Raw genomic sequence first — 13,626 nt, forward strand, 5'->3', positions numbered from 1 at the left:
CGCCGTCTAGGGTGGATTACCCCCGGCGTGCGCGGGGAGCAGCCGTGCCGCCGGAAGTAGGCGACGGCGTTCGGGGGATCACCCCCGCGTGCGCGGGGAGCAGCATTGGCTCGGTGTTCATGCGACTCTCCTCGCGGGATCACCCCCGCGTGCGCGGGGAGCAGGCCAACAAGGCCATCTACAACCTGGTCCGCCAGGGATCACCCCCGCGTGCGCGGGGAGCAGCTGCTTTCCGAGTTGGCCGCCGAGATCCTCACCGGATCACCCCCGCGTGCGCGGGGAGCAGAGGGATGTCCCCGAGGACGGGGACATGATGACCGGATCACCCCCGCGTGCGCGGGGAGCAGGGGCCAGCACCCCGGAGGACATCCAGCAGGCCGGGATCACCCCCGCGTGCGCGGGGAGCAGAGGTTGGCACCGCTCAGGCGAGCACCGGCCAGGGGATCACCCCCGCGTGCGCGGGGAGCAGATCGGCGTCAACGTGGACACGTTCTACGAGGCGGGATCACCCCCGCGTGCGCGGGGAGCAGGCGAACGTGGCACCGCACGCGCAGCCGACGGCGGGATCACCCCCGCGTGCGCGGGGAGCAGCGTCACGCGGAAGCGTTTCCTTGTCGATGACGGGGATCACCCCCGCGTGCGCGGGGAGCAGCTTGATCGGGCCGCTGACGTGGTTGAACCCCAGGGATCACCCCCGCGTGCGCGGGGAGCAGCTTGATCGGGCCGCTGACGTGGTTGAACCCCAGGGATCACCCCCGCGTGCGCGGGGAGCAGAGCGACGTCGAGCGACCCAACCGCGCCGGAGTGGGATCACCCCCGCGTGCGCGGGGAGCAGGCGAGGAAAGCATCGGACAAGTCTTCCCCAAGGGGATCACCCCCGCGTGCGCGGGGAGCAGAGTGGGGTCACCGGTTCGCCGCTTGACGGTACGGGATCACCCCCGCGTGCGCGGGGAGCAGCACGGTTTGCGTCTTTCGTGTGTTGCGTATCTGGGATCACCCCCGCGTGCGCGGGGAGCAGGAGAACGGTACCCGAGAATGCTCCCGAGTACCGGGATCACCCCCGCGTGCGCGGGGAGCAGACGCGACGGGAAAACGAATGCCGCCGGGAACGAGGATCACCCCCGCGTGCGCGGGGAGCAGTGACTGATCCGAGGTCGTGTGTGGTGGTGTACGGGATCACCCCCGCGTGCGCGGGGAGCAGACTTCTTGACCTGCGGCGCTATAGATCAACTACTCCGCTTTCATTCACTTTGCTTCGCAAGATCGCCTCTTTGCGGACTGTGTTGCAAGGGCGACGCCCCAGTGCTGAGGTGCGGTGAGAGCAGCGTACCGGGCGCGGCCGGTTCAGACGGCTGCTCAGGGGTGACCAGTTTTGGTCGCCGCTATTGGTTTGCCGACCGCCCAGCTCCATCATGGTCAGTTGAATCAGGATGTGAGGCCGAGGGTGCCCGATGTCAGGGCGTCGCTGATCTCGCGGGCGAGTGTGGCTCCGGCTGCTGATGCTCGCTCCAGGGTGGCGCGGAACTCGACGAGTTGGCGGAAGGCTTGGCCGTACGCGTGCTGTTGTTCGAGTGCCACGACCGGGATGGACAGTCGTCGGACGTCGATGCGCATGGCCCCGTTGCCGGTGCTGGCGGCGCGGCCGGCGATGCGCAGGTTGTCGGTGCGGGAGATGACGCCGGCGATGAACCACGGGTCGAAGCGGGTGGTGTCGACGCGGATCAGTTGGGTGCCGGGCCCGAGTTCAGCCCCGACCTGTTCTGGGGTGGCTACTCGGGCGGTGATTCTGCGCCCGATGACGGGGACGAGGATGTCGCCGGGGCGTATCTCCGGTCCTGGTTCGTCGTCGGCGGTGCGGGTCGTCGTGCCGGTGGCGGGGCTGCCGGAGAGGATGTCGGCGGCGGTCAGCACGACAGCGGTGGCGGTGGCGCCCGTCGATCGGCTGCGTGCGGCGGCGCGGTGCACGGAGATGCTGCCGGAGCGGACGAGGTCGGCGACGTCGGCCTGTGGGGCGTCGCGTAGGGGTATGTCCGGTGCCTGTCGTACTGCCGGTGCCTGTCGTACTGCCGGCAGACCGCGCCGTAGCTGGTCGAGGAGCTGGTCAAAATCGCTGATGTGGGCGATGACCTGGGTTGGGTCGGCAGTGAGGTCGCTGGTGTGTGGGAGGTGGCGTTGTGGGGTGAGGTCGACCTGGTCGTCGAGGACGTCGATGGCGGGCACGGTGCGGTGTACGCCGGGCAGTTCGGCGTACGCGGTCGAGCGGTAGGCGCTCCATGCGGTGGCCACGGTGTCGGTGAGCGGCCGGTCGGGTGCGGCGGTGGTGTCGACCACGAGCAGGTCGCCGGCCGGTGGCTGGTGTGGGTCGGGTTGGGTGAGCACCCAGACGTGCAGTCCGATGCCGGTGGGTGGCATCAGTCCGGCGGGTAGGGCGACGACGGCGCGTAGCGCGCCACGGCGGATCAGTTCGGCGCGGACGCGGCGGCCGGCGGGGCGTGACGCGGCGGCCGGGGGCATGAGCACCACGGCGGTGCCGCCGGGTGTCAGGTGGGCGAGGGCGTGCTGTACCCAGGCGAGTTCGGGTTCGGTGCGTGGGGGCAGGCCGTAGGTCCAGCGGGGGTCGTAGGCGAGCTTGTCGTGGCCCCATTCGTGGACGCCGAAGGGGAAGTTCGCCACGATGACGTCGGCCCGCAGGTCGGGCAGTGCGTCGGCGAGCAGGCTGTCGCCGACGTGGACGACGGGTGGCGCGGCGTCGGGCACGCTGCGTCGGACGCGTAGGTGCAGCAGCCACAGCCGCAGCAGGGTGATCAGGGCGTACTGCGGGTTGATTTCCTGGGCGTAGCACCGGGTTGCCGTGCCCCGTGTCAGGGCTAGGTCGGCGGCCAGCCGCAGGATCGACCCGGTGCCGCTGGTGAAGTCGAAGGTGACGTCGCCTCGCCCGGCGAGGGCCAGCATCACCTCGGCGACGATGTCCGGTGTTCCGGCCAGGCCGGAAAGGGAGTGGGCCGAGGAGACGTAGCGGTGGTGCAGGTGTTCAAAGGCCGCTTCCGGGCCCTGTTCCGCACCGAGTTGGTCGACGGCGCCGAGCATGGTGCTGAGCTGTGCGGTCCACTGTTTCGGCACTAGTGGGTCGACCATTGTGGCCACCGCCGGGTCGAGGGCGCGCAGCCGGGTGATGAGTTGCCGGGGTGTGGGCAGGCCGGCGTGGGGGGTGGGGGCCTGGTCGGCGCGGACGAGCAGGAGCGCGCCGGCGATGCCGAGCGCGTGACTGATCTGGGCTGCGGGCTGGTAGCTCTCGATGTGTCGCCAGGCCCACTCGTCGGTGCCGGCCTGGTGCAGCCGGCCGTGTCGGCGTAGCCAGTGCTCCACCTCGCGGGCGTCGAAGGACGGGCTCGCCGGGGTGCCGCCGACGGGTGTCGGGAAGTCGGCGTAGCGCCGTCGCCAGTTGCTCACCGCGGCCCGGCCGACGTTGGCCAGTCGGGCGATGCCGCTGGCGGTCAGGGTGGTCTCGCTCGGGGCCAGGGTCGGCTCTGTTGTCACTCGTGAACGTTAGCATAATGATCGATATTGTGTACCCGGTTTACAGGCGCTACAGTTCCGGTCGATCAGTTCACAACCTCGGGGAGGTTTCCCATGCCACGTCGTGGGCGCAGCACCACCGTCGGAAAGATCGCCCAGCTCTGCCAGGCCCGTCGCGCCTCCGAGATCCGAATGCTCGGCGAGCTGCTCCGTCGCGAGCAGCACACCGAGACGCGCGACGGCGCCTGCCCGCAGCCGGCGCGGGTCAGCGCGACACCGCGCTGACCCCGCTTATCCGCACCGACCGAATCCCGTCGACCTGAGGAGGACCATGAACACCCTTGCGCGAACCGACGCCGTCACCCGTTGCGTCCCCGTGCTTCCCACCGGTCGCGTACGTCTGTCGCGGCGCGCGGCGCTACGCGCCCGGCACCCCGTCCCAGGCGTACGCGCGAGTGCGCCTTGACCCCGTCGTCGGCGCGGCCATCGCCGACGCGTACGTGGCGGCCCCGCAGCGCGACGAGCGGGCCTATGCCGCCTACGCGGCGTTCTGCCGGGAGACCGTGCGGCAGTACCACCTCCTGGTGGGGCGGACGGAGTTCGGTGGGCTGGGCGTGACGGTGCGCATCGTCGACGAGGATCCGTACCCCGACGTCGCGTCGATGATCGACGACGTGCGGCAGCGTCGGTTGAAGGTCTTTGCCAGCGCGGCCAGCGGAAATCCCCATCCGTATCTCAGCGACGGGGAGAACGACATGTTCCGCGCGGTCCACGACGTGTTCGGGCACGCGGCGAGCGGCCGGGGATTTGACCGGCACGGCGAGGAGGCCGCCTGGTTGAAGCACAGCACGATGTATTCGCCGCTGGCGGTACGGGCGATGACGACCGAGACACGGGGGCAGAACTGCGCTCAGATCTTCCGTTACGGGGGTCGCCGGTTCGCCGAGCAGAAGGCGGCGCTGCTGCCCCGGCTGTTCAGCGATCCGCGTCTGGTGCGTGCTGCTGTGGCAGCGGAAGCGAGTCGGCTCGTTCCGCGCTGAGCTGGGCAATCTCCTCGCGTAGCTCCCGCACGGCCGGGTGATCCGGCCCGTCCACCCGCTCCCGGCTCTCCAGCAGGGTCGTAAGCTGTCGCACCGCCCGGTCGCGTTCGCCGAGCGCCAGATGGGTACGCGCGGCACGCAGACGAAGATCGAACACCAGGGGATCGTCGTCGCCGTGCTGGCGGGCCCGGTGCTCGGCGAGCCGTCGCCACTGCCGGGCGGCAGCGCGGAACTCGCCCGCGGCCTGCATCTGCTCAGCCTGCCGGATGGCCTTGTCCAGTTCCACATCGGACGGCTCGCCGGCAGGTGCGGCGGCGGCCCCGCGGTGGGGCGGGGTGCGCCCGACGATCGCCGCGTACGCCTGGACCGCGGTGACGGACTCGTCCAGCACACCCGGAATCGGCGGCAGATCCGCAGCCAACGGGGCCAGCACGCGGTAGACGTCGGCGGCGCTGTCCGGGCGGTCGTCGGGGGTGGGTGTCAGCAGCGCGTGTACCAGGTCGTCGAGCGCCGCCGGGGTGTCGGGTCGTAGCGTGGCGGGTCGGGGCGGGGCGGCGGCCACCTGCCGCCGCACGGTGGTCATGGTGGTCAGGTCGTCGAAGGGTGCGCTGCCGGTGAGCAGGTCGAACAGGGTGGCTCCGAGGCCGTACAGGTCGGCGCGGTGGTCGGTCGGCTGGCCGAGGATCTGCTCCGGTGCCATGTAGCCGATCGTGCCGAGCGCCTGCCCGCTCTGGGTGATCCGGGAGTAGCGGTCGTCGTTGGGGATCGCGGCCAGGCCGAAGTCGAGTACCTTCACCGCGCCGCTTGGTTCCAGCATGGCGTTGCTGGGCTTGATGTCGCGGTGCACGAGTCCGAGTCGTTGGGCGGCGAGCAGGACGCTGCTGATCTGGGCGCCGATGGCGGCCACCCAGCCGATCGGGAGTGGACCGTGTTCGGCGACCAGGTCCGACAGGGCGACGCCGTTGATCTTTTGAAGGACCGCGTAGGGGTGGCCGGCGTGTTCGCCGAGGTCGTAGACGGCGGGTACGCCGGGGTGGTCGAGGCGGGCGGTGAGCAGTGCCTCGCGGCGGAAGCGGCGGACCAGATCCAGGTCCGTGGCAGCGACGAACTTGACGATCACCGGCCGGTCGAGCAGCGCGTCGTGGGCCGGCCAGACCTCGCTCATTCCCTTGTGGGCCAACGGGTATCGGGCCAGCCGATAGCGGTCCTTGAGGCTCGTGCTAGGCACCACGGGGCTCAGCATAACGACCGAAGCGGTCACCGTCGGACACATCCGTTCGGCACGCCGCATCCACTCTGGTGAACATTGCCCACAGAAGTACCCTTGCAAGCATAGTTCACAAGGTGCATCATGGGCTCGATGCGTGGCGGTGAGCGCTCGGTGCCGCCGTCCATGTTGCGTGAACCAGGCCGCCGGTCGTGTCCGGCGCGCGACAGTTCGTCCACCTTGCTCCTGGCCGCGCCCAGGGTGCCCGTCATCGGGGGATGTATGGCTGAGTTGGCCATCGGCCGGGGCTTTCTGCCCGCCTACGCCCGGCTGCAACGGCGGGTGCAGCGCGCCGTCGACGCCGCCATCGGCAAGTTCGCCGAGCACACTCACGCGGGCCTGCACCTGGAGAAGCTGACCGGCGCGCGCGACCCGAACATCCGCACCATCCGGATCGACCAGTTCTACCGGGGGGTGGTGCTCGCGCTCGGCGAGGACAGGTACGCGCTGCTCGACGTCCTGCCCCACGACGACGCCATCGCCTTCGCGGTGAGCCGCCGGTTCACCGTCAACCAGACCCTGGGCGTGCTGGAGATGCGGGACCAGGTCGGCATCGAGGAGTTCACCCGCGCCGAGCCGTCACCGGCGAGCGCCGGACTGTTCGCCCACGTCTCGATCGCCGACCTCACCCGGCTCGGTGTGGACGAGGACCTGCTGCCGCTGCTGCGGGTCATCACCACCGACAAGCAGCTCGAGAGCCTGGCTGGACGCCTGCCGGAGAGCCAACTCGACGTGCTGCTGGGCCTGGCCAGTGGGCTGTCCGTCGAGGAGGTCTGGGCGGAACTGGCCGACCGGACCGTGTCCGGGGTGGACACCGACGACCTGCTGACCGCGGCGCGACGCACCCCCGAGCGGATCGCGTTCGTTTCGGGGCCGGTGGAACTCGCGGCCATCCTCGCCCATCCGTTCGACGTGTGGCGCACCTTCCTGCACCCGACCCAGCGGGACGTGGCCTACCGCGACACCTACAGCGGGCCCGCGCTGGTCACCGGCAGCGCCGGCACCGGCAAGACCGTGACCGGCCTGCACCGGGCGGTGTTCCTCGCCCAGCGGCTGCCAGACGGACAGAAGGTCCTGCTGACCACGTTCACCCGTGCCCTCGCCGACGCCCTCGCCCGACAGCTCTACCGGCTCACCGACGACCCGGCGGTACGCGCCCGCATCGACGTGATCAGCGTCGACAAGCTCGCCTACGAGATCGTCACCCGAGGCCGCGGTCGGGTGACCGTCGCCGACGCCGAGGTTGTCGACCAGCTGTGGGAGGCCGCGGCGAAGGCCGGCCCGACCTACCTCAACCGTGCCGGCCAGGTCACCACGTTCAGCCCCGCCTTCCTGCGCCACGAGTGGGAGCAGGTGGTGCTGGCCCAGCAGGTCACCTGCCGGGAGGCGTACCGCGAGGCGACCCGCCGGGGACGCGGCGCCGGCCTGCGCGCCGCGCAGCGCGACCAGGTGTGGACCGTCATCGAGACGGTGACCGGTGAGCTGGCCAAACGGCGGCTGCGCACCCACACCCAGCTCGCCGACGACGGCGCCGCCATCGCCCGCCACGCACGGGCTCCGTATCGGCACGTCGTCGTCGACGAAGGGCAAGATCTGCATCCGGCCCAGTGGCGGCTGCTGCGGGCGCTGGTGGCACCCGGCCCCAACGACATGTTCCTGCTCGCCGACCCGTACCAGCGCATCTACGACAGCCACGTGTCCCTGGCCCACCTCGGCATCGAGGTCCGGGGCCGCACCCGCCGGCTCAGCGTCAACTACCGGACCACCCACGAGATCCTCGACCTGTCGGTCAAGGTCCTCGGCGGCGACGCCACCGTCGGGCTCGACGATCAGGACGACACGCTGCGCGGCTACCGCTCGGTCACCCGTGGCGGGAAACCCGAGCTGGCCGCGCACGTCAGCCGCGACGGCGAGTGCGAGGCGCTGATCGAGCGGGTCGGCACCTGGCTCGACCAGGGCGTCGAACCGCACGCGGTCGGCGTGGCCGTGCGCACCGGGCAACTGGTCAAGACCGTCGGCCGGATCCTGAGTGACGCCCACATTCCCGTCGCCGACGACAAACGCGGCACCGACGGGGTGCGGGTGGCCACCATGCACCGGATGAAAGGGCTGGAGTTCCAGTGCCTCGCGGTCGTCGGGCTCGACGCGGGCGTGCTCCCGGCACCACACGCACTCACCTCCGCCACCGAGGATCCCCACGCCCACCGGCAGGACCTCCAGCGGGAACGCTGCCTGCTGTTCGTCGCGCTGACCCGGGCCCGGGACGTGCTCTACCTGTCCCACAGCGGCACGCCGAGCCCGTTGCTGCCGGTGGCCCGATGAACGCCCGGGTCAGCACCGACGCCCCACCGCTGAGCGCGGCGGCACGCACGGTCTGGGGCAAAACCGACCGCCGGGGCACCTCCCCGGTGGGATGGCTGCCGCTGTGGCGACACCTGGCGGACACCGCCGACGTGGCCGGACAACTGTGGGACCACTGGCTGGGCCGCGCCGCCCGGCACCGCATCGCCGACGAACTGCCCGCCGGTGACGCGGACGCCCGCACCCTGATCGTCTGGCTCGCCGGCATCCACGACATCGGCAAGGCCACCCCCGCCTTCGCCCACCAGGCGTACAACCTCGCGGAGCGGATGCGTGACCACGGACTCGGCTACCAGCGGGATCTGATCAGCGCCGACCGCAGGTACGCACCGCACGCCACCGCCGGGCATGTGCTGCTGGCCGACTGGCTGCACGAGCAGGACTGGGCCGACCCGCACCCGTACGCCGTGGTCGTCGGCGGACACCACGGCGTACCGCCGACCGACATGGGCCTGCGCGACGTGCGGGTACGCCCCCACCTGCTCGGCGGCGACGCGTGGCGACCCGTCCAGCACGAACTGCTGACCTGGATGACGCACCGGTCCGGCGCCGGCGACCGCCTCACCGACTGGCGCGGCGTCGCCCTCTCCCAACCCGTGCAGGCCCTGCTCACCGGCCTAGTCATCGTGGCCGACTGGATCGCCAGCAACGAGGACTACTTTCCCTACCTGCTCACCGGCAGCGACGCCGATCGGCTACGGACCGGGTGGGAGCTGGTGGACCTGCCGGTGCCCTGGCGACCCGCCACCGCACCGGCCAGCGTGGACGAGCTGTTCACGGCACGGTTCGCGCTGCCGGCGGGGGCGACCCCACGCCCGGTGCAGCGCACCGCCGCCGACCTGGCCGAGACCATGCCCACACCGGGCATGATGATCGTCGAAGCGGCGATGGGGGAGGGCAAGACCGAAGCGGCGCTGGCGGCGGTGGAGATCCTGGCCCGCCGCACCGGGGCATCCGGCTGCTACCTGGCCCTGCCCACCCGAGCCACCAGCGACGCCATGTTCGGCCGGATGCTGTCCTGGCTGCGCCGGCTGCCCGACACACAGGTCGGCCGGGGCGACCGTGACGTACGACTGGCCCACGGCAAAGCCGCCCTCAACCCCGACTACGACGACCTGCGGACGACGTCGCTGCCCAGCAGCATCGGCGAGGACGCCGGAGGCGCCGACATCGGTGTGCACCGCTGGCTGGCCGGAGCTAAGCGGACGATGCTGTCCAGCTTCGTCGTCGGCACCGTCGACCAACTGCTGTTCGCCGCGCTGCGCAGCAAGCACCTCGTGCTGCGCCACCTCGGCCTCGCCGGCAAGGTCGTCGTCATCGACGAGGCGCACGCCTACGACGTCTACATGGGCCGGTTCCTCGACCGGGCGTTGGAATGGCTCGGCGCGTACGGCGTGCCCGTGGTGGTCCTCTCGGCGACGCTGCCGGCACACCGGCGGACCGAACTGATGAAGGCGTACGACGACGGCCGCCTTGGCCCACCGCCGCGGCTGACCTGGCGCGACCGGGGCGCACCACGCATCGACCCGTACGCGCCGCTGCGTACCGATCTGCGGTACCCCCTGGTGACCGTCTCCACCGACAAGCGCGGCGCCACCGCCATCAGCTGCGGCGACTCCGGACGGGGCATCGACGTGACGCTGCGGCGGCTACCCGACGATCTGCCCGCACTTGTGGACCTGCTCCGCGACCGGCTCACCGACGGCGGCTGTGCCCTCGTCGTCCGCAACACCGTGGCCCGGGTCCAGGAGACCGCTGCCGCGCTCCGGACGGCCCTCGGGCCGGACACACCCGTGTCGGTGGCGCACTCCCGCTTCATGGCCGTCGACCGGGCCGCCAAGGACCGCTGGCTGCGCGACACCTTCGGCCCACCGGGCAGCACCGGCAACCGCCCCCACCGGCACGTCGTGGTGGCCAGCCAGGTCGCCGAGCAGTCCCTCGACATCGACTTCGACCTGCTCGTCACCGACCTCGCCCCGGTCGACCTGGTGCTGCAACGCGTCGGCAGGCTGCACCGCCACCCCCGCGCCGACCGACCCGCCCGGCTCACCGAGGCGACCTGCTGGATCACCGGCGCCGACTGGAGTGTCGAACCACCCCAGCCGGTCAGCGGATCACGACGCGTCTACCAGCCGGCCACCCTGCTGCGCAGCGCCGCCGTGCTCCTGCCCTACCTGGACGGCGAACCGGTACGGCTGCCGCGCGACATCTCACCGATCACCCAGACCGCCTACAGCGACACGCCGGTCGGCCCCGAGTCCTGGCAGCCCGCCATGGTCGACGCGGAGGCCAGACAACGCGACGAGATCGCCACCAAGGAGTCGAAGGCCGACAGCTTCCGCCTGGCCGCCGTCGCCGAACCGGGCGTACCCCTGATCGGCTGGCTTTCCGGCGGCGTCGGCGACGCCGACGAACGCGTGGCGCAGGGCCACGTCCGCGACACCGACGCCGAAACCCTCGAAGTCCTACTCCTGGTACGCACCCCGGACGGTCTAGTACTCCCCCCATGGATCCACGGGGGCGGAGTACGGGTGCCGATTGCCTCCTCCCCAGGTTGGACTCTGGCTCGTTCCATAGTTCGGTGCACCCTGCCCTTGCCCCGTTCGATGACGTCCGCTGACGTCATCGATGGGGTGATCGCCGAGATCGAGGGTCGGGTCGACGTCAGAGCCTGGCAGGACAACCCGTGGCTCGCTGGCGAGCTCGTCCTCGATATCGACGGCGAGGGTCACGGGCGAATTGGCCCTTTCGATCTTTACTACGAGCCTCACGAGGGTCTCCGTGTCTTCCGGAACGAATAGGAAGCCCCGCATACGCGGGGAGCGATGCTGCGTCCCACTGATCCTGCGGATCACCCCTCCACCGGAGGGACTGCAACGCCGTCCCGGACGGCGGTGGCGAAAGGCTATAGCGATGCTCGGGCGGAAAGCAAGCCCGTCCATATTGAGCGTCACACTGTTCCTGGTTAGATTAGGCGACGAAGGAGGTGGCCAACGTTGACGAGTTCGCTGGAGCGGCAGGGGTTCTCGCTGGTTGACCAGGCGTGGATTCCGGTGCTGGACGTCGCCGGGACCCGCCGCGAGGTGTCCCTGCGCGGCCTGTTCGAGCAGGCAGGCGACCTGCGCATGATCGCCTGCGAGTTGCCCACGCAGAGCTTCGCGATCCTGCGCCTCGCACTGGCGGTTCTGCATCGCGCCACGGACGGTCCGCCGGGGGAGGCCGCCTGGCGCGCGCTGTGGCGGGGCCGTCAACTACCGACCGCCGACATCGTCGAGTATCTCGACGCTTTCCGAGACAGGTTCGACCTGCTGCATCCGCAGCAGCCGTTCTACCAGGTGGCCGACCTGCGGGCGGCGAAGGAGAACACGTACGGCCTGGAGCGGCTGATCGCGGACGTACCGAACGGGATGCCGTTCCTGACCACCCGCGCAGGACTGGGCATGGAGTTGATCAGCCCGGCGGAGGCGGCCCGCTGGGTGGTGCACTGCCAGGCGTACGACAGCTCCGGCATCAAGACCGGAGCGGTCGGAGACTCACGTGTCCAGGGCGGACGCGGCTATCCGATTGGCGCGGGGTCCCTCGGCTGGCTGGGCGGTGTCCACCTGGAGGGCGCGAACCTGCGGGAGACCCTGCTGTTGAACCTGGTGCCGGTCGCTCCCGGTTGGCAGTCGGCCGACGAGCGGGACGTGCCGGTGTGGGAGCGCGAGCCGCACACCGCCGCCGAGGAGTCCGCCACAACGCGTGGCCCGTACGGGTTGCTCAGCCTCTACACCTGGCAGTCCCGCCGGATCCGGTTGTTCGGTAATGCTGGCGGTATCACCGGTGCCATGATCGCCAACGGTGACCGGATCGAATGGCAGGACCGGCACCTGCTGGAACCCATGAGCGTCTGGGGTCGCAGTGCACCCCGCGAACGCGACCAGAAACGCACCCCGATCTACCTGCCCCGACCGCACGACCACGGCCGGGCCCTGTGGCGCGGGCTGCAAACCCTGCTTCCCGCGCCGCCACCGCCGGGTGGTGAGCCGCCGCAGCGGCTCCCGCCGATGGTGGTGCAGTGGCTGGCCCGGCTCACCGTCACCGGCGTCGTCGGCACCGACTTCCAGACCCGCACCCGTGCCGTGAGCATCACCTACGGCGCCAAGCAGTCGGTTGTCGAAGAGGTGTTCAGCGATGCGCTGACGATGAACGTGCTGCTGCTGGTGGCGGACTCGGCGCTGCGCGCGACAGCCGTCGACGCGGCCGGCGACGCCGAGGCCGCGGTGACGGTGCTGCGCCGCCTCGCCGACAACCTGGCCCGCGCCGCTGGGAGCCGGGACACCGAGGGTGGCGCCGCCGACCGCGCTGCTGAGCGCGCGTACGCCCTGCTGGACCGGCAGTTCCGCGACTGGCTGGCGCGCCTGGGTCCGGACAGCGACCCGGCAGCCGAGCGGGGCCAGTGGCAGCGGCTGGTCTGGCGGGCCATCAGTCGGCTCGGTGCCGGGCTGGTGGAAGCGGCAGGCCCGACGGCATGGGTCGGCCGCACCGGTAAGGACCGCGCCGGCCGAGAGGTGCACTACTCCAGCTCGCAGGCCGAGGCGTGGTTCCGCACCGGTCTGGCCAAGGCGTTGCCGATGGGGGTCGAGTCCCCGCAGCAGAGACAGGAGCAGCCAGCATGACCACGGCAGTGGAAGCCGATCCGGCGGGCCCACCCCCCAAGGTGCGGTACCGGCGTCGCCGGGACCTCGGCGAGCATGTCGCCCGGACCGTCGGCCGCCTCCAGGCGCGGGCGTTGAGCACCGTGCCGCAACCCGAGGCGGTCAGCGCACTCGCGCGGTTGCGGCGCGGTATCGGCCGGACCCCCGGCTTCGACTTCACCCTGGAGCGGTACGTGCAGGTGCCGGAGCACCTGCTGGGTCACCGCCCGGCCGACGACACCGAGCCGACCGACGCGGAACAGGCCGCCCACGACGCGGTGACCCTGTACGCGTTGCACCAGCAGTCCCGCCGGGAACGCATGCACGCCGACGGACGCGGGCTGGGCCACGCCATGGCCGACCTGGTCCGCAGGTCGGCCGGGCCGGACGGGGTACGGCGGCGGTTCGCCGCCCTCGGCACCGCCAGCACCTACCCCGAGAGCATCTACCACCTGCGCAGCCTGATCACGATGCTGCGGGAACACCAGATCCCACTCGACTACGGCCTGCTCGCCGACGACCTCCAAACCCTCCGGCAACCCGAACGCCGCCCGAAGATCCAGGCGATCTGGGGACGGGAGTTCTTCCGCAGCCGACCCAGCACCGACGCTGACGCTCCAAGCACCGACAACTCCGAGGAGGAATCTCAATGATCGTGTCAAGCCCTCGCGGTGAGCGGGGGTGAGTCGTGGAATTCGCGGTTGTCGCGCAGCAGTGCCCAGAGCACGTCGACGAGTCTGCGGGCCAGGGCGATGAGGGCCTGGGT

At 70.9% G+C, this 13,626-nt stretch carries 8 protein-coding genes and 1 CRISPR repeat array (1 of these 9 cut by a window edge); of the genes, 6 read left to right on the forward strand and 2 right to left on the reverse strand.

Going from position 1 to position 13,626, the window contains the following annotated elements; genetic code table 11:
- Positions 1–1,201: a CRISPR direct-repeat array (repeat unit 28 nt; unit sequence GGATCACCCCCGCGTGCGCGGGGAGCAG) (it extends 110 nt beyond the left edge of the window).
- 224 nt (positions 1,202–1,425) lie between these two features.
- Positions 1,426–3,537 carry an N-6 DNA methylase gene (locus tag KBX50_RS27485; RefSeq protein ID WP_210940621.1) on the reverse strand — a complete coding sequence of 704 codons (2,112 nt, stop codon included), beginning with the start codon at positions 3,535–3,537 and terminating at the stop codon, positions 1,426–1,428.
- A 93-nt stretch (positions 3,538–3,630) separates the two neighbouring features.
- Between KBX50_RS27485 and KBX50_RS27490 the strand changes: the two genes are divergently transcribed.
- Both KBX50_RS27490 and KBX50_RS27495 read left to right on the forward strand, forming a co-directional pair.
- Positions 3,631–3,801 (forward strand): hypothetical protein, encoded by a 171-nt coding sequence (locus tag KBX50_RS27490; protein WP_210940623.1) that lies wholly within the window; start codon positions 3,631–3,633, stop codon positions 3,799–3,801.
- 56 nt (positions 3,802–3,857) lie between these two features.
- Positions 3,858–4,556 carry a hypothetical protein gene (locus KBX50_RS27495; RefSeq protein ID WP_247674540.1) on the forward strand — a complete coding sequence of 233 codons (699 nt, stop codon included), beginning with the start codon at positions 3,858–3,860 and terminating at the stop codon, positions 4,554–4,556.
- Here the strand turns inward: KBX50_RS27495 and KBX50_RS27500 are convergent.
- Complete coding sequence (locus KBX50_RS27500) at positions 4,492–5,787, reverse strand: protein kinase (RefSeq protein ID WP_307871093.1); 1,296 nt, start codon at positions 5,785–5,787, stop codon at positions 4,492–4,494. The two genes, KBX50_RS27495 and KBX50_RS27500, sit on opposite strands and share 65 nt — an antisense overlap.
- Before the next feature lie 258 nt (positions 5,788–6,045).
- Between KBX50_RS27500 and KBX50_RS27505 the strand changes: the two genes are divergently transcribed.
- From KBX50_RS27505 to casB, 4 genes are all read left to right on the forward strand, one after another.
- A complete protein-coding gene (locus KBX50_RS27505; protein WP_210940625.1) occupies positions 6,046–8,145 on the forward strand; it encodes a UvrD-helicase domain-containing protein in 2,100 nt (699 codons plus the stop codon).
- Positions 8,142–10,985 (forward strand): CRISPR-associated endonuclease Cas3'', encoded by a 2,844-nt coding sequence (locus KBX50_RS27510; RefSeq protein WP_210940627.1) that lies wholly within the window; start codon positions 8,142–8,144, stop codon positions 10,983–10,985. The genes KBX50_RS27505 and KBX50_RS27510 overlap by 4 nt, the downstream gene beginning before the upstream one ends.
- A 195-nt stretch (positions 10,986–11,180) precedes the next feature.
- A complete protein-coding gene (gene casA / locus KBX50_RS27515) occupies positions 11,181–12,842 on the forward strand; it encodes a type I-E CRISPR-associated protein Cse1/CasA (RefSeq protein WP_210940630.1) in 1,662 nt (553 codons plus the stop codon).
- A complete protein-coding gene (gene casB / locus KBX50_RS27520; protein ID WP_210940632.1) occupies positions 12,839–13,513 on the forward strand; it encodes a type I-E CRISPR-associated protein Cse2/CasB in 675 nt (224 codons plus the stop codon). Before casA ends, casB begins: the two co-directional genes overlap by 4 nt.
- Positions 13,514–13,626 lie beyond the last annotated feature (113 nt).

This window comes from Micromonospora sp. C51 (assembly GCF_018070435.1).
GTDB lineage: Bacteria > Actinomycetota > Actinomycetes > Mycobacteriales > Micromonosporaceae > Micromonospora > Micromonospora sediminimaris.